Annotated in this window: 15 protein-coding genes; all 15 read left to right on the forward strand. The window is 42.0% G+C overall.

All coding sequences use genetic code 11. From position 1 onward, the window contains the following. Positions 1–17: 17 nt before the first annotated feature. The 15 genes from NST22_RS08655 to fliF all read left to right on the forward strand — a co-directional run bounded on the left by NST22_RS08655 (position 18) and on the right by fliF (position 15,874). Entirely contained in the window at positions 18–1,748 is a 1,731-nt protein-coding gene (locus NST22_RS08655; RefSeq protein ID WP_003245096.1) for a hypothetical protein, read from the forward strand. After that, positions 1,745–2,026: a FlhB-like flagellar biosynthesis protein gene (locus NST22_RS08660; protein ID WP_003232001.1), complete on the forward strand. Its 282-nt coding sequence runs from the start codon at positions 1,745–1,747 to the stop codon at positions 2,024–2,026. Before NST22_RS08655 ends, NST22_RS08660 begins: the two co-directional genes overlap by 4 nt. A 172-nt stretch (positions 2,027–2,198) precedes the next feature. After that, positions 2,199–3,356, forward strand: coding sequence for an ADP-forming succinate--CoA ligase subunit beta (sucC, locus tag NST22_RS08665; protein ID WP_003244732.1), 1,158 nt, complete (start codon positions 2,199–2,201; stop codon positions 3,354–3,356). 28 nt (positions 3,357–3,384) lie between these two features. After that, positions 3,385–4,287: a succinate--CoA ligase subunit alpha gene (gene sucD / locus NST22_RS08670; protein ID WP_003238566.1), complete on the forward strand. Its 903-nt coding sequence runs from the start codon at positions 3,385–3,387 to the stop codon at positions 4,285–4,287. Positions 4,288–4,347: 60 nt separating this feature from the next. Then, positions 4,348–5,241 (forward strand): DNA-processing protein DprA, encoded by an 894-nt coding sequence (gene dprA / locus NST22_RS08675; protein ID WP_003245871.1) that lies wholly within the window; start codon positions 4,348–4,350, stop codon positions 5,239–5,241. A gap of 187 nt (positions 5,242–5,428) precedes the next feature. Continuing rightward, positions 5,429–7,504 carry a type I DNA topoisomerase gene (topA, locus tag NST22_RS08680; protein ID WP_003245599.1) on the forward strand — a complete coding sequence of 692 codons (2,076 nt, stop codon included), beginning with the start codon at positions 5,429–5,431 and terminating at the stop codon, positions 7,502–7,504. Between the two features lie 75 nt (positions 7,505–7,579). After that, positions 7,580–8,887, forward strand: a complete 1,308-nt coding sequence (gene trmFO, locus NST22_RS08685; RefSeq protein ID WP_003244725.1) for an FADH(2)-oxidizing methylenetetrahydrofolate--tRNA-(uracil(54)-C(5))-methyltransferase TrmFO — start codon at positions 7,580–7,582, stop codon at positions 8,885–8,887. Positions 8,888–8,954: 67 nt separating this feature from the next. Then, a complete protein-coding gene (xerC, locus tag NST22_RS08690) occupies positions 8,955–9,869 on the forward strand; it encodes a tyrosine recombinase XerC (RefSeq protein WP_003231988.1) in 915 nt (304 codons plus the stop codon). Between the two features lie 12 nt (positions 9,870–9,881). Next, the gene (gene clpQ / locus NST22_RS08695) at positions 9,882–10,427 is read left to right on the forward strand and encodes an ATP-dependent protease subunit ClpQ (RefSeq protein ID WP_003238555.1); all 546 of its coding nucleotides are present in this window, start codon (positions 9,882–9,884) and stop codon (positions 10,425–10,427) included. A 7-nt stretch (positions 10,428–10,434) separates the two neighbouring features. Beyond that, positions 10,435–11,847, forward strand: a complete 1,413-nt coding sequence (gene hslU, locus NST22_RS08700) for an HslU--HslV peptidase ATPase subunit (RefSeq protein ID WP_256683486.1) — start codon at positions 10,435–10,437, stop codon at positions 11,845–11,847. A gap of 39 nt (positions 11,848–11,886) precedes the next feature. After that, a complete protein-coding gene (gene codY, locus NST22_RS08705; protein WP_003220850.1) occupies positions 11,887–12,666 on the forward strand; it encodes a GTP-sensing pleiotropic transcriptional regulator CodY in 780 nt (259 codons plus the stop codon). A gap of 379 nt (positions 12,667–13,045) precedes the next feature. After that, a complete protein-coding gene (gene flgB / locus NST22_RS08710; RefSeq protein WP_003245656.1) occupies positions 13,046–13,435 on the forward strand; it encodes a flagellar basal body rod protein FlgB in 390 nt (129 codons plus the stop codon). After that, positions 13,435–13,887, forward strand: coding sequence for a flagellar basal body rod protein FlgC (gene flgC, locus NST22_RS08715; RefSeq protein WP_003245521.1), 453 nt, complete (start codon positions 13,435–13,437; stop codon positions 13,885–13,887). The genes flgB and flgC overlap by 1 nt, the downstream gene beginning before the upstream one ends. 10 nt (positions 13,888–13,897) lie before the next feature. Further along, positions 13,898–14,218: a flagellar hook-basal body complex protein FliE gene (fliE, locus tag NST22_RS08720; RefSeq protein ID WP_003238544.1), complete on the forward strand. Its 321-nt coding sequence runs from the start codon at positions 13,898–13,900 to the stop codon at positions 14,216–14,218. Between the two features lie 45 nt (positions 14,219–14,263). Next, the gene (fliF, locus tag NST22_RS08725; RefSeq protein WP_010886506.1) at positions 14,264–15,874 is read left to right on the forward strand and encodes a flagellar basal-body MS-ring/collar protein FliF; all 1,611 of its coding nucleotides are present in this window, start codon (positions 14,264–14,266) and stop codon (positions 15,872–15,874) included. Positions 15,875–15,876: the final 2 nt, after the last annotated feature.

Raw genomic sequence — 15,876 nt, forward strand, 5'->3', positions numbered from 1 at the left:
GGAGGCACCTTTTTAAAATGAACATACGAAATGATGTGCAAAAGGCGCTGCAGCACCTTTTCGGGCGTACAGCCGTCCCGCAGGAAACATCAAAAGTAAACGAAGCGCTAAACGGGGAGAAGCGTCTCCTCTTAGGAAAAGTGCTTCGTTTACTAGGAGATCAGCATGCCCTGATCCAAGTCGGCAATCAAACTGTTCAGGGAAAACTTGAAACTCAGCTTCGTCCTCAGGCATACTATTGGTTTTCCTACGAAAAAAAAACGGCAGAGCAAACAGGCCGTCTTCAGGTCGTTCAAAGCTTTGATCAAAATCCTAAAACCATTCAGGATGCAGCTGGCAAACTTTTAAATGCTATTTCAGTGAAGACGTCAAACGCAGCTCTCATGATGACAGGAGCGATGCTGAAAAGCAAAACACCCGTAACAGAAAATGATATCAAAACAGCTGTCCGCTGGATGGACACGCTGCCTTCGCAAGACACAAAAAAAGCAGTTGAAACGGTTCTCTTCGCTTTAAAGCGTGATCTTCCCATTCACTCCGAGATTTTGAATGGTGTTCACGCTGTGAAATCGCCTGTTCCGTTGCATCAGCACGTATCCCAGCTGCTACAGGCAATCGACCAAAACCCTCAGCAGAGCCAAATGATGTCAAAGCTAAAGGAAGCAGTCACGGTGCTTTTAAATAGTGAAATCGATGTCCATGCAGAACGGCTGATTGATAAGCTTATTTCTTTAACCGACAATACGAAAGCACCTTCTCCGACGAATACAGCTGGAAGCAGGGAGCTTAGCACACCAGCTGGCTCCCCCGGAAAAGCCAGCCTGCCGATTGCAAATCACACAGCAGAACAGGGAAGCATACAAGAAGAGCCTGTTAAAACAGCAGCAGACATTCCAATTAAAGAAGCCCGCCAGCTGCTGGTGAAGCTGACGGAATCTGCTGAAAAAAACAGTCTCCAAATTGTGAAAGAAGCAGCAAATTGGATTAAAGCGGCTGCTTCATCGGGTGATAGTAAGTCACTTGCAGCTTCAGCTGTTTTACAGGCGGCACAAGTCACAGATCAGGAAGCCGAAGTCTTTTTAAAGGCTGTTCAGCAGACAGCACCCCATTTGGCGGATAAGGCAGATGTTCTTTCTTTCTTATCCAAAGTGAAAACGGCAATCGGCGCAAGGGACGAGGTTGCGTTCATTAAAGCGTTTGAACAAGGAAGCGCAGTCACATCTGGCGAAATGCAATCCATCAAGCTGGCTCTTTCTGCCTTAAGAGCATCGCATGAGGTAGCCGAACCAGTCAAACAAGAAGCCGATCAGCTTTTTCATAAATTAAATGGCCAGCTTTTCATGCAGCAGGACCATCCATCATACAGCCAAATTGTAATGTCATTTCCGATGTTTTCGAAGTCAGGGGTTCAGGACATGACTGTTCTGTTTAAAGGAAAGAAAGAAGCGGATGGAAAGCTTGATCCTTCCCATTGCCGCCTTTTGTTTTTGCTGCAGCTTGATACACTAAAAGAAACCGTCGTTGATTGCTTGGTACAGCAAAAAGTCATGACCATTACAATAGAGACTGATTTCGAGCTGCAGGCTGCGATCGATCCGATGGTGCCCGCGCTTAAACAGGGGCTAAAGGAAATGGGGTACAGCCTTTCAGGGGTAAACGCTAAAAAAAGGGTTCACACCGAAGAAAAGGCTTCAATCGATCAATATATAACAAGTATCAGTGATCAGGAAGTGGATGTGAAAATATGAAAGAGCAGACACCGATCAGAAAAGCTGTTGCTCTCCATTATGACGAACAAAAAGACAAGGCGCCGAGAGTGATTGCCACAGGGAAGGGCCATGTAGCTGACAACATTATAAAAGAAGCGAAAAAAGCAGGGGTCCCGATTCAAGAAGATCGGACCCTTGTCGAATTAATGCGCCATTTGACGGTAGATGATCAAATTCCTGAAGCTCTTTATGAAACGGTAGCCGAGATTTTTTCATTCATTTACAAATTGGACGAAAGCGTAAAAAACAAAAAATAGCTAAAATATTCCCCATCCTTCTTTGAAATTTATGTTTTTAATAAAGTAAAAGTTTGAATGTTTAGAAGGATTAAAAGATTTTGCATCGAACTGTAGACAATTCTTCCAGTATTATTATAGAATGAAAGCGCAGTCTATTTTAGTTTTGTTACATAAGTTAGGAGGATGGGAAATGAATATCCATGAGTACCAGGGAAAAGAAGTCCTCAGAAAATATGGGGTATCTGTTCCTGAAGGTAAAGTGGCTTTTACAGCAGAAGAAGCAGTTGAGAGTGCAAAGAGCTTATCCAGCTCGGTTTATGTCGTAAAGGCTCAAATTCATGCTGGCGGTCGAGGCAAAGCTGGTGGGGTAAAAATAGCAAAATCATTAGACGAAGTAAAAGCGTATGCCGAAGAACTATTAGGGAAGACCCTAGTTACACATCAGACGGGTCCGGACGGCCAAGTAATAAAACGCTTACTTATTGAAGAAGGCTGCGATATTAAAAAAGAATATTACATCGGTCTAGTGCTTGACCGCGCCACTTCAAGAATCGTTTTAATGGCTTCTGAAGAAGGCGGAACGGAAATTGAAGAGGTTGCGGAGAAAACACCAGAAAAAATCAAAAAAGCTGTCATTGATCCAGCTGTTGGCCTTCAAGGCTATCAAGCCAGAGAAATTGCATTCGCTATTAATATTCCAAAAGAGCTCGTGGGAAAAGCTGCTAAATTTATGCTTGGACTATATAAAGCGTTTGTTGAGAAAGACTGCTCAATCGCCGAAATCAATCCGCTTGTTGTGACTGGCGACGGAAATGTGATGGCGCTTGATGCAAAATTGAATTTTGACAGCAATGCGTTGTACCGACAAAAGGACATTATGGAATACAGAGATTTGGATGAAGAAGATCCGAAAGAAATTGAAGCGTCCAAATATGATCTAAGCTACATTTCCCTTGATGGAAATATCGGCTGTATGGTAAACGGCGCGGGACTTGCAATGTCTACGATGGATATTATCAAGCATTATGGAGGAGAACCGGCCAACTTCCTTGATGTGGGCGGCGGTGCAACCGCGGAAAAAGTCACGGAAGCATTTAAAATCATTCTTTCTGATCAAAACGTTAAAGGGATTTTTGTCAACATTTTCGGCGGCATTATGAAATGTGATGTCATCGCAGAAGGGGTTGTTGAAGCGACTAGACAAGTTGGTTTGACATTGCCGCTTGTCGTCCGTCTTGAAGGCACAAACGTGGATCTAGGGAAGAAAATCCTTAGTGAATCAGGATTAAACATTACATCTGCGGAATCAATGGCTGACGGCGCGCAGAAAATCGTATCCTTAGTTTAAGAAAGAATGAAAGGCAGGGGACCAAATAATGAGTGTTTTCATTAATAAAGATACAAGAGTTATTGTGCAAGGGATTACAGGTTCTACCGCTTTATTTCATACGAAGCAGATGCTTGAATACGGCACAAATATCGTTGGCGGTGTAACACCTGGAAAAGGCGGAACAGAAGCGGAAGGTGTTCCTGTATTTAATACAGTGGCTGAAGCAGTTCAAACAACCGGCGCTAACGCGTCTGTTATATATGTGCCCGCACCGTTTGCAGCTGATGCGATTATGGAAGCGGTAGATGCGGAGCTTGATCTCGTGATTTGTATCACAGAACATATCCCGGTTTTGGATATGGTGAAGGTCAAACGCTTCATGGAAGGCAAGAAAACGAGACTGATAGGGCCGAACTGTCCTGGTGTCATTACGCCTGAAGAATGTAAAATCGGCATTATGCCCGGATACATCCATAAAAAGGGTCATGTAGGCGTTGTATCACGTTCAGGAACATTAACATACGAAGCGGTGCACCAGCTCTCAGAAGCGGGTGTAGGGCAATCTACAGCTGTTGGAATCGGCGGCGACCCTGTAAATGGAACAAACTTTATTGACGTTTTAAAAGCGTTTAACGAAGATCCTGACACACACGCAGTCATCATGATTGGCGAAATCGGCGGTACGGCCGAAGAGGAAGCGGCAGAGTGGGTAAAAGCCAACATGACAAAACCGGTAGTCGGTTTTATTGGCGGTAAAACAGCACCTCCTGGGAAGCGCATGGGGCATGCAGGCGCCATTATTTCCGGCGGGAAAGGGACAGCTGATGAAAAAATCAAAACCCTTAATGCATGCGGAATCGAAGTTGCAGAGACACCTTCTGTCATGGGTGAAACCTTAATCAAGGTGCTGAAAGAGAAGAACTTGTTCGAAACTTGTAAAACGCATTAATAAAAAAGGGACAGCCGTCAAGGCTGTTCCTGCTTTTTCTAACAAAAGGAGGTCAATCTATTGGATCAGGCCGCTGTCTGCCTAACGATTTGCAGAATCAATCAATTATTATCCCCATCCCTTCTATTAAAATGGTGGAAAGCCGATCCGTCTATGTCGCTGACATCACCCGTGTTACAAACGGTTACTCGTGATCAAATAAAAGCAGCTGCATTAAAAAACGAAATAGAACAATTTTATCCAAAGCTCCCGCGTGTACTTGCTGCTTATCGTGAGCAAGGCATTAACACCATCCCTATTTCTTCAAAGCAATATCCTTTCTGGCTTAAAAGCATTTATGATCCCCCTGCCGTACTGTTTGCAAAAGGTGATATGACTCTTCTTTCGAAAGGGAGAAAAATTGGAATTGTAGGCACAAGAAATCCAACAGCTTATGGGAAACAAGTTGTCAATCATCTTACAAAAGAGATCTGTCGTAAAGGTTGGGTGATTGTCAGCGGACTGGCGTCTGGGATAGACGGAATGTCCCATGCTGCAAGTATTAAGGCGAAGGGGCGGACAATTGGCGTCATTGCAGGCGGATTTCAACACATTTATCCCCGAGAAAACCTTCAGTTAGCAGATCACATGGCTAAACACCATATCCTGCTGTCAGAGCACCCACCTGAAACTAAACCCCAAAAATGGCATTTCCCTATGAGAAACCGTATTATCAGCGGACTAAGTGAAGGCGTTATTGTCGTTCAGGGCAAAGAAAAAAGCGGTTCGCTGATTACTGCCTATCAAGCATTGGAACAAGGGAGAGAGGTATTTGCCGTACCCGGTTCATTGTTTGACCCTTACGCCGGAGGTCCTATAAAACTGATCCAGCAGGGGGCTAAAGCCATATGGTCAGCAGAGGATATTTTCGAGGAACTTCCTGAGAGAAACGTTCAATATACGGAACCCTTTTGAATTATCGTTTGACAAACGGTATTGTAATATTTAATAATAGTGAGGATTTAAAGTTGCATATTGTTTTCTATTTAATTAATGACGTTCATGATAAAGAATGAAATGTTGAAAGCCAAATAAAGACAGCTGCAAAAATAAAATTGAAATATCTTGAAAAGAGAGAGAACACCTCTTGAGGGGGATGAAAATGTCTGATTATCTAGTCATCGTGGAATCGCCCGCTAAGGCGAAAACGATTGAACGTTACTTAGGTAAAAAATATAAAGTAAAAGCATCAATGGGACATGTCCGGGATCTTCCAAAAAGTCAAATGGGAGTTGACATAGAACAGAATTTTGAACCGAAATATATTACCATTCGAGGTAAAGGCCCGGTATTAAAAGAGCTGAAAACGGCTGCGAAAAAAGCCAAAAAAGTGTATCTCGCAGCTGACCCCGACAGAGAAGGGGAAGCGATTGCATGGCATTTGGCACACAGTCTTGATTTAGATCTCAACTCAGACTGCCGTGTGGTGTTTAACGAAATTACAAAAGACGCTATTAAGGAATCGTTTAAGCATCCCCGCATGATCAATATGGATTTAGTGGATGCACAGCAAGCGAGACGTATTTTAGACAGGCTTGTCGGATATAAAATCAGTCCAATCTTATGGAAAAAAGTCAAAAAAGGGCTTAGCGCAGGACGCGTGCAATCCGTTGCCCTCCGTTTGATTATTGACCGTGAAAAAGAGATTAACGACTTTAAGCCTGAGGAATATTGGACAATTGACGGTACGTTCTTAAAAGGTCAAGAAACCTTTGAAGCGAGCTTTTTCGGGAAAAACGGCAAAAAACTTCCTTTAAATAGTGAAGCTGATGTAAAAGAGATTCTTTCTCAGCTCAAAGGGAATCAATATACAGTTGAAAAAGTAACCAAAAAGGAACGCAAACGTAATCCTGCTTTGCCTTTTACCACTTCTACCCTGCAGCAGGAAGCGGCTCGCAAGCTCAATTTCAGAGCGAAGAAAACGATGATGATTGCACAGCAATTATATGAAGGAATTGATTTAGGAAGAGAAGGAACGGTTGGTCTGATCACGTATATGAGAACGGATTCAACCCGTATTTCAAATACGGCTGTTGATGAAGCAGCTGCATTTATTGATCAGACATATGGAAAAGAGTTCCTAGGCGGAAAACGGAAGCCTGCGAAAAAGAATGAAAATGCCCAGGATGCCCACGAAGCAATTCGGCCGACATCAGTTCTTAGAAAACCAAGTGAATTAAAAGCAGTCCTCGGCAGAGACCAAATGAGACTGTATAAATTAATTTGGGAGCGTTTTGTTGCCAGCCAAATGGCACCGGCTGTTCTCGATACAATGAGTGTCGACCTGACAAACAACGGTTTGACATTTCGTGCAAATGGAAGTAAAGTCAAGTTTTCCGGGTTTATGAAGGTGTATGTTGAAGGAAAAGACGATCAAATGGAAGAAAAAGACCGGATGCTGCCTGACTTACAAGAAGGCGACACGGTATTATCAAAAGATATAGAACCTGAGCAGCATTTTACCCAGCCGCCTCCGCGATATACTGAGGCCCGGCTTGTTAAAACCCTTGAAGAACGCGGTATCGGCCGTCCATCCACATATGCTCCGACACTTGATACTATTCAGCGGCGCGGCTACGTGGCATTGGATAATAAACGTTTCGTTCCGACTGAATTAGGTCAGATCGTTCTTGACTTGATCATGGAGTTTTTCCCTGAGATCATTAACGTTGAGTTTACAGCTAAAATGGAGAGAGATCTTGATCATGTTGAAGAAGGAAATACCGAATGGGTCAAGATTATCGATAATTTCTACACCGATTTTGAAAAACGCGTCAAAAAAGCCGAATCGGAAATGAAGGAAGTTGAGATTGAACCAGAGTATGCTGGAGAGGATTGTGAATTGTGCAGTTCTCCAATGGTATATAAAATGGGACGGTACGGTAAATTCTTAGCTTGCTCCAACTTCCCTGACTGCCGGAACACGAAACCGATTGTGAAACAAATCGGTGTGAAGTGCCCGAGCTGCGGAGAAGGAAACATTGTTGAGCGAAAATCGAAAAAGAAACGGGTGTTTTACGGCTGTGACCGTTATCCGGACTGTGAATTCGTATCATGGGACAAACCAATTGAACGAAAATGCCCGAAATGCGGAAAAATGCTCGTCGAGAAAAAACTCAAAAAAGGTATACAAGTCCAATGCGTGGAATGCGATTATAAGGAAGAACCACAGAAGTAGCGGTGAGCAGGGTCTTGCTCACCTTCTTTGTGTGTTAAAAGAAGGCCTTGAATAATAAACTAGGAGATGTGAAAGATGAACCAACAAACAGTGAATGTAATCGGAGCCGGACTCGCAGGAAGTGAAGCAGCATGGCAGCTTGCCAAACGTGGGATTCAAGTCAAATTGTATGAAATGCGGCCAGTTAAACAAACGCCTGCGCATCATACAGATAAATTTGCTGAGCTTGTCTGCAGCAACTCTCTTCGCTCTAATACACTTGCTAACGCTGTCGGTGTATTAAAGGAAGAAATGCGTGCGCTTGATTCAGCCATTATCGCTGCGGCTGACGAATGTTCGGTGCCTGCCGGGGGCGCTCTTGCAGTAGACCGTCATGAATTTGCCGCAAGTGTGACAAATCGGGTGAAAAATCATCCAAACGTAACCGTTATTAATGAAGAAGTGACTGAAATTCCTGAAGGCCCTACTATCATCGCAACGGGTCCGTTAACATCTGAATCGCTGTCTGCCCAGCTGAAGGAGCTGACTGGAGAGGACTATTTATATTTTTATGACGCAGCGGCGCCAATTGTAGAAAAAGACAGCCTTGATATGGATAAAGTGTACCTGAAATCCCGTTATGATAAAGGTGAAGCAGCATATTTGAACTGCCCGATGACAGAAGAAGAGTTTGACCGTTTTCATGAAGCATTAACATCAGCAGAAACAGTGCCGTTAAAAGAATTTGAAAAAGAGATTTTCTTTGAAGGCTGCATGCCGATTGAAGTCATGGCAAAACGGGGTAAGAAAACAATGCTTTTCGGTCCGATGAAACCAGTTGGTCTAGAGCATCCTGTTACAGGAAAACGCCCTTATGCCGTCGTTCAGCTCAGACAGGATGATGCTGCGGGAACACTTTATAATATTGTAGGATTCCAGACACATTTAAAATGGGGAGACCAAAAGGAAGTTCTCAAGTTGATTCCAGGACTTGAAAATGTAGAAATCGTCAGATATGGCGTGATGCATAGAAACACATTTATTAACTCTCCAAGCCTGTTAAAGCCGACTTATCAATTTAAAAACCGCAGTGATCTGTTCTTTGCAGGCCAAATGACGGGAGTAGAAGGATATGTGGAATCAGCTGCCTCAGGACTTGTAGCAGGCATTAATGCGGCGAAGCTTGTATTGGGAGAAGAGCTTGTGATCTTCCCTCAGGAAACAGCAATTGGCAGTATGGCACATTATATTACAACAACAAACCAGAAGAACTTCCAGCCGATGAATGCAAACTTTGGGCTTTTGAAAGAATTGCCAGTTAAAATTAAAAATAAAAAAGAACGAAATGAACAATACGCGAACCGTGCGATTGAAACAATTCAAACAATTTCGAAAACAATATAGGTATTGATTGCAACCTGAGCGCGATTTGTGATACCATTTAAAAGCCCTTCCTGGGGAGGTATTAGGCATGGAGAATGTTAAGAATTTCGTAAAGTTATTCGTTGAATATTTACAAATTGAAAAAAATTATTCACAATATACTATTGTGAATTATGTGGATTCAATTGAAGAATTCGAGACTTTCCTGCGCGTTCAAGGTATAAATGGATTTGAAGAAGCTGCATATCAAGATACTAGGATTTTTTTGACAGAAGCCTATGAAAAAGGTTTATCGAGAAGAACAATAAGCAAAAAGATATCTGCATTAAGAAGCTTTTATAAGTTTCTGATGCGGGAAAAGCTTATTGAAGAAAATCCGTTTCAGCTTGTTCATCTGCCAAAACAGGAGAAACGGATACCGAAGTTTCTATATCAAAAAGAGCTTGAGGAGCTGTTTGAAGTTTCAGATATAAGCCAGCCGGCCGGAATGAGGGATCAAGCGCTGTTAGAGCTGCTCTATGCCACTGGAATGAGGGTCAGTGAATGCTGTTCCATAACTATTAACGACGTTGATTTATTTATGGACACTGTGCTTGTTCACGGTAAAGGCAAGAAGCAGCGCTATATCCCCTTTGGGTCTTATGCCCGCGAAGCGTTGAAGGTATACATGAATAGCGGAAGACAGTGCTTGCTGATGAAGGCAAAAGAACCTCATGATCTATTATTCGTAAATCAAAGAGGCGGACCGCTTACAGCCCGTGGCATCAGACATATTTTAAGCGGGCTTGTTCAAAAAGCGTCAAGCACTTTACATATCCATCCGCATATGCTTCGACATACGTTCGCCACGCATCTGTTAAATGAAGGAGCGGATTTGAGAAGCGTTCAAGAACTGCTCGGGCATTCCAATCTGTCTTCTACACAGATATACACGCACGTTTCGAAGGAAATGTTGAGAAACACATATATGTCTCACCATCCAAGAGCATTTAAGAAAAATTAAAGGAGGCCCTTTATGTCATCTTTTCATGCGACCACAATATTTGCCGTACAGCATAAAGGACGAAGCGCTATGTCCGGAGACGGCCAAGTAACATTTGGTCAGGCTGTTGTCATGAAACACACGGCACGGAAAGTGAGAAAACTGTTTAACGGCAAAGTTCTTGCTGGTTTTGCGGGATCTGTTGCAGACGCTTTCACTTTATTCGAAAAGTTTGAAGCTAAGCTTGAAGAATATAACGGCAACTTAAAACGGGCGGCTGTTGAGCTTGCAAAGGAATGGCGCAGTGATAAAGTGCTAAGAAAGCTCGAAGCCATGCTGATTGTTATGAATCAGGATACTTTGCTTCTCGTATCGGGAACAGGCGAGGTGATCGAACCAGATGACGGCATTCTCGCGATTGGATCAGGAGGCAATTACGCTTTGGCAGCGGGAAGAGCACTGAAAAAGCATGCCGGGGAAAGCATGTCTGCAAGTGAGATTGCCAGAGCCGCGTTAGAAACAGCAGGCGAAATTTGTGTTTACACGAACGATCAAATCATACTGGAAGAGCTTGAATAGAAAGGACTTGAGGCGCATGGAAAAAAAACCGTTAACTCCTAGACAGATTGTAGATCGGTTAGACCAATATATTGTCGGTCAGCAAAATGCGAAAAAAGCTGTCGCCGTGGCATTAAGAAACCGCTATAGAAGAAGTCTTCTGGATGAAAAGCTGAAGGACGAGGTCGTTCCGAAAAACATTTTAATGATGGGTCCTACCGGCGTCGGGAAAACTGAAATTGCCAGACGAATCGCTAAGCTTTCAGGTGCGCCATTTATCAAAATTGAAGCTACTAAATTTACCGAAGTCGGCTATGTAGGCAGAGATGTTGAATCAATGGTCAGAGATCTTGTGGAGACTTCTGTTCGGCTTATAAAAGAAGAGAAAATGAATGAAGTAAAGGAACAGGCAGAAGAAAATGCAAACAAACGCATTGTTCGTCTGTTAGTTCCTGGGAAGAAAAAACAATCTGGTGTTAAAAATCCGTTTGAAATGTTTTTTGGAGGCAGCCAGCCGAATGGTGAAGATGAGGCGGAGAGCCAGGAAGAAGCAAACATCGAAGAAAAAAGAAAACGAATGGCGCATCAGCTGGCTTTAGGAGAGCTCGAAGACTACTATGTAACAGTAGAAGTCGAAGAACAGCAGCCTTCTATGTTTGACATGCTGCAGGGCTCGGGTATGGAGCAGATGGGTATGAACATGCAGGATGCGCTGAGCGGATTAATGCCAAAGAAAAAGAAGCGGCGCAAAATGACAGTCAGAGAAGCCAGAAAAGTCCTGACGAATGAAGAAGCAAGCAAACTCATCGATATGGATGAAGTCGGCCAGGAAGCTGTTCAGAGAGCAGAAGAGAGCGGGATTATCTTTATCGATGAGATTGATAAAATCGCAAAGAACGGCGGTGCATCTTCTTCTGCCGATGTTTCAAGAGAAGGTGTTCAGCGGGATATCCTTCCGATTGTTGAAGGTTCTACCGTTGTCACAAAATATGGTTCTGTAAAAACAGACCATGTATTATTTATTGCAGCAGGAGCGTTTCATATGGCCAAACCGTCTGATTTGATTCCTGAGCTGCAGGGGCGTTTCCCGATTCGTGTAGAACTGAACAAACTCACGGTAGACGACTTCGTGAGAATTTTGGTTGAGCCGGATAATGCGCTGCTGAAACAATATCAGGCATTATTGCAGACAGAAGGTATATCTCTTGAATTTTCTGACGAAGCTATTCATAAGATTGCTGAAGTTGCTTATCATGTGAACCAGGACACAGATAATATCGGTGCGAGACGCCTTCATACAATACTTGAACGCCTATTAGAAGATTTGTCGTTTGAAGCTCCAGATGTAACGATGGAGAAAATAACGATTACACCACAGTATGTCGAAGAAAAGCTCGGAACGATAGCCAAAAACAAAGATTTAAGTCAATTTATATTGTGAAAAATTTAATATGAGGAATGTTTAGGAGGATTATTTATCATGGCTTTATTACAAAAAACAAGAATTATTAACTCCATGCTGCAAGCTGCGGCAGGGAAACCGGTAAACTTCAAGGAAATGGCGGAGACGCTGCGGGATGTAATTGATTCCAATATTTTCGTTGTAAGCCGCAGAGGGAAACTCCTTGGGTATTCAATTAACCAGCAAATTGAAAATGATCGTATGAAAAAAATGCTTGAGGATCGTCAATTCCCTGAAGAATATACGAAAAATCTGTTTAATGTCCCTGAAACATCTTCTAACTTGGATATTAATAGTGAATATACTGCTTTCCCTGTTGAGAACAGAGACCTGTTTCAAGCTGGTTTAACAACAATTGTGCCGATCATCGGAGGCGGGGAAAGATTAGGAACACTTATTCTTTCGCGTTTACAAGATCAATTCAATGACGATGACTTAATTCTAGCTGAATACGGCGCAACAGTTGTCGGAATGGAAATCCTAAGAGAAAAAGCAGAAGAAATTGAAGAGGAAGCAAGAAGCAAAGCTGTCGTACAAATGGCTATCAGCTCGCTTTCTTACAGTGAGCTTGAAGCAATTGAGCACATTTTTGAGGAGCTTGACGGAAATGAAGGTCTTCTTGTTGCAAGTAAAATTGCTGACCGTGTCGGCATTACCCGTTCTGTTATTGTGAACGCACTCAGAAAGCTGGAGAGCGCCGGTGTTATCGAGTCTAGATCATTAGGAATGAAAGGTACTTATATCAAGGTACTAAACAACAAATTCCTAATTGAATTAGAAAATCTAAAATCTCATTAATCACAAAAAGAACCCTTTTTGAGGGTTCTTTTTTTATTTCAAATAAAGGAAATCAATAAGCTTTATTTCCTGGGTTGAAAGTCTTTCTATGTAATAATTTTAATAAATTTTGCATTTTTCTTCAAAAAGTTTCAAAAATGCCGAAAAGAAAGGAGAAAAAACAGAAATTCTGCTATTTTCAGGCTTATATCAAGGCGAGAAATGTAGTTCTAACAATCTAGGACTTTATACCTAGTTGCAAAATAGATAATTGTGAGGACATTTTTTTACACGAACTTCATAGACTTTATGCCTGTTATTTCTTACAATAAGCATATAGTTTTACAATTCTCGACAAGGATATTGAGGGTGAAAAAAACTGAAATGGAGGTAAGTGGATTTGAGCTTATTTTCTGGAACGATACAAAATCTTGAAAATGCCTTGAGCAGAGCGGATATTAAGCAAAAAGTCATAACTAATAATATCGCCAATATAGATACACCGAACTATAAGGCAAAAAAAGTCTCTTTCCAAAATTTATTAGATCAAGAATCCTCGCGTCTTGAAGCGATAAAAACAGACTATCGTCATGTTGATTTTTCTGATACTGATTCGAATTATTCAATTGTTGCGAGCGGAGATACATCGTATCAGCAAAACGGAAACAATGTTGATGTTGACAAAGAGATGACAGAATTGGCGCAAAATCAAATCAACTATCAAGCTTTGGTTGAAAGAATGAACGGTAAATTTAATTCGCTGAAGACCGTATTAACAGGAGGAAAATGATGACAGCTTTTCATAGCTTAAATGTTTCAGCATCGGCTTTAACAGCTCAGCGAGTCAGAATGGACGTTGTATCATCTAACTTAGCAAATATGGATACGACAAGAGCTAAGCAGGTGAATGGAGAGTGGGTGCCTTACAGAAGAAAAATGGTTTCCCTTCAGTCAAAAGGTGAATCGTTCTCTTCCATTCTCAATTCTCAAATGAGCGGAAGCGGGAATGCTGGAAACGGTGTGAAGGTTTCAAAAATTACGGAGGATGATTCGGATTTTAATCTTGTCTATGATCCGACAGACCCTGATGCAAACGCTGAAGGATATGTACAAAAGCCTAATGTTGATCCATTAAAGGAAATGGTTGATCTTGTCAGCAGCACTAGATCATACGAGGCGAATGTCACGGCGATGAATGCCACAAAGGGAATGCTGATGAAGGCGTTAGAAATCGGAAAGTAGGTGAATGAATGTGATTAATGCAATTTCTCCTTTTCAGGTTCAAAATACTCAAAACACTCAAAATGCAACAAATCAAGTAAACAATAGCCAAAAAACAGATTCTTCAAATCAAACAAGCTTTTCGGAGCTTTTAAAAAACTCTATTAGTTCGTTAAATGAGTCCCAAGTAGCTTCTGACAACATGACTAATGCCTTGGCTGCAGGAAAAGATGTAAATCTTGATGAGGTCATGATCGCTGCTCAAAAAGCTAGCATCTCTCTAACTGCAGCAACAGAGTTCCGCAATAAAGCTGTGGAAGCTTATCAGGAGATTATGAGAATGCAAATGTAGGGGGTCTGACGATTTAGAGAAAGAGTGGAATGACCGGGGGTTAACATGAATCGTACTCTAATGCAAATGAAAAACAAAACGAGTGAGTTTTGGAAAAATAGATCTAAATTACAAAAGATTTTAATGGTTAGTGCTTTAGCGGCAATTATTATTATTGGAATTATTATTAGTGTTTTTGCTTCAAATTCTAAAATGGCGCCGCTGTACAAAGATTTGTCTGCCGAAGAAGCAGGACAAATCAAAGAAGAATTGGATGCAAAAAAAGTGCCAAACGAACTTTCGAATGGCGGTACAGTGATTAGTGTTCCGGAGGATCAGGTTGATTCTTTGAAAGTGCAGATGGCTGCAGAAGGACTTCCTAAAACGGGATCAATTGATTATTCGTTTTTTGGACAGAATGCCGGCTTTGGTTTGACAGACAATGAGTTTGATATGGTGAAAGTGAAAGCTACACAGACAGAACTGTCAAACTTGATCAATGAAATGGACGGTATTAAAAATTCAAAAGTAATGATTAATCTCCCGAAAGACGCTGTGTTTGTCGGTGAAGAGCAATCTGCAGCATCTGCATCAATCGTTTTGCAGATTCAACCGGGTTATACACTTGATCAAAGCCAAATCAACGGATTATATCATCTGGTATCTAAAAGCGTGCCAAACCTAAAAGAAGATAACATCGTCATCATGGACCAAAATTCTACATACTACGACAAATCAGACAGCGATGCAGGGTCCTACGCGGATAGTTATTCTTCTCAGCAAGGAATTAAGTCTCAAGTTGAAAAAGACATTCAAAAACATGTACAGTCACTGCTGGGTACGATGATGGGCCAAGATAAAGTCGTTGTCTCCGTTACAGCAGACATTGATTTCACAAAAGAAAATCGGACAGAAGACATTGTCGAACCTGTGGATAAAGAAAACATGGAAGGCATTGCAGTCAGCGCTGAAAAGGTATCTGAAACATATCAGGGCGACGGTGCAGCCAACGGCGGAACTGCCGGAACCGGCGAGGAAGATGTTACAAATTATAAGGCTGACGGTGAAAATACCGAAAGCGGGAACTACGAAAAAAACAGCAACAAAATCAATTACGAGGTTAACCGAATTCATAAAGAAATCGCTGAAAGTCCTTATAAGGTCAGAGATTTAGGGATTCAAGTAATGGTAGAGCCGCCTGATGCCAAAAACACTGCGTCGCTATCAACTGAAAGACAGGATGATATACAAAAAATCCTTTCAACTGTAGTCAGAACATCTTTGGATAAAGATGAAACGCAAAATCAGAATTTATCTGATGCTGATATCAATAATAAGATTGTTGTTTCCGTTCAGCCATTCGACGGAAAAGTCAATTTGGATACAAATACGGAAGAATCCTCAGGTATCCCGCTGTGGGCATATATTGTAGGCGGTGTTTTAATCGCAGCGATCATTGTTCTGATCATTATGCTTATCAGAAAGAAACGGGCGCAAGAGGATGAATTTGAGGAATATGAGTATGAGGTTCCTCAAGAACCAATCAATTTGCCTGATATCAACGAAGAGGAAAATGAAACAGCGGAATCAGTCAGACGAAAACAGCTTGAAAAGATGGCGAAAGACAAGCCGGAAGATTTTGCAAAACTGCTGAGAAGCTGGCTGGCCGAGGATTAGGA

The sequence above is a fragment of the Bacillus sp. PS237 genome (assembly GCF_037963345.1).
GTDB lineage: Bacteria > Bacillota > Bacilli > Bacillales > Bacillaceae > Bacillus > Bacillus subtilis.

Bases quoted from the DNA above. Each gene is read 5' to 3' on its own strand.
- NST22_RS08655 (WP_003245096.1), top strand. From the start codon at position 18: ATGAACATACGAAATGATGTGCAAAAGGCGCTGCAGCACCTTTTCGGG.
- NST22_RS08660 (WP_003232001.1), top strand. From the start codon at position 1,745: ATGAAAGAGCAGACACCGATCAGAAAAGCTGTTGCTCTCCATTATGAC.
- sucC (WP_003244732.1), top strand. From the start codon at position 2,199: ATGAATATCCATGAGTACCAGGGAAAAGAAGTCCTCAGAAAATATGGG.
- sucD (WP_003238566.1), top strand. From the start codon at position 3,385: ATGAGTGTTTTCATTAATAAAGATACAAGAGTTATTGTGCAAGGGATT.
- topA (WP_003245599.1), top strand. From the start codon at position 5,429: ATGTCTGATTATCTAGTCATCGTGGAATCGCCCGCTAAGGCGAAAACG.
- trmFO (WP_003244725.1), top strand. From the start codon at position 7,580: ATGAACCAACAAACAGTGAATGTAATCGGAGCCGGACTCGCAGGAAGT.
- xerC (WP_003231988.1), top strand. From the start codon at position 8,955: ATGGAGAATGTTAAGAATTTCGTAAAGTTATTCGTTGAATATTTACAA.
- clpQ (WP_003238555.1), top strand. From the start codon at position 9,882: ATGTCATCTTTTCATGCGACCACAATATTTGCCGTACAGCATAAAGGA.
- codY (WP_003220850.1), top strand. From the start codon at position 11,887: ATGGCTTTATTACAAAAAACAAGAATTATTAACTCCATGCTGCAAGCT.
- flgC (WP_003245521.1), top strand. From the start codon at position 13,435: ATGACAGCTTTTCATAGCTTAAATGTTTCAGCATCGGCTTTAACAGCT.
- fliF (WP_010886506.1), top strand. From the start codon at position 14,264: ATGAATCGTACTCTAATGCAAATGAAAAACAAAACGAGTGAGTTTTGG.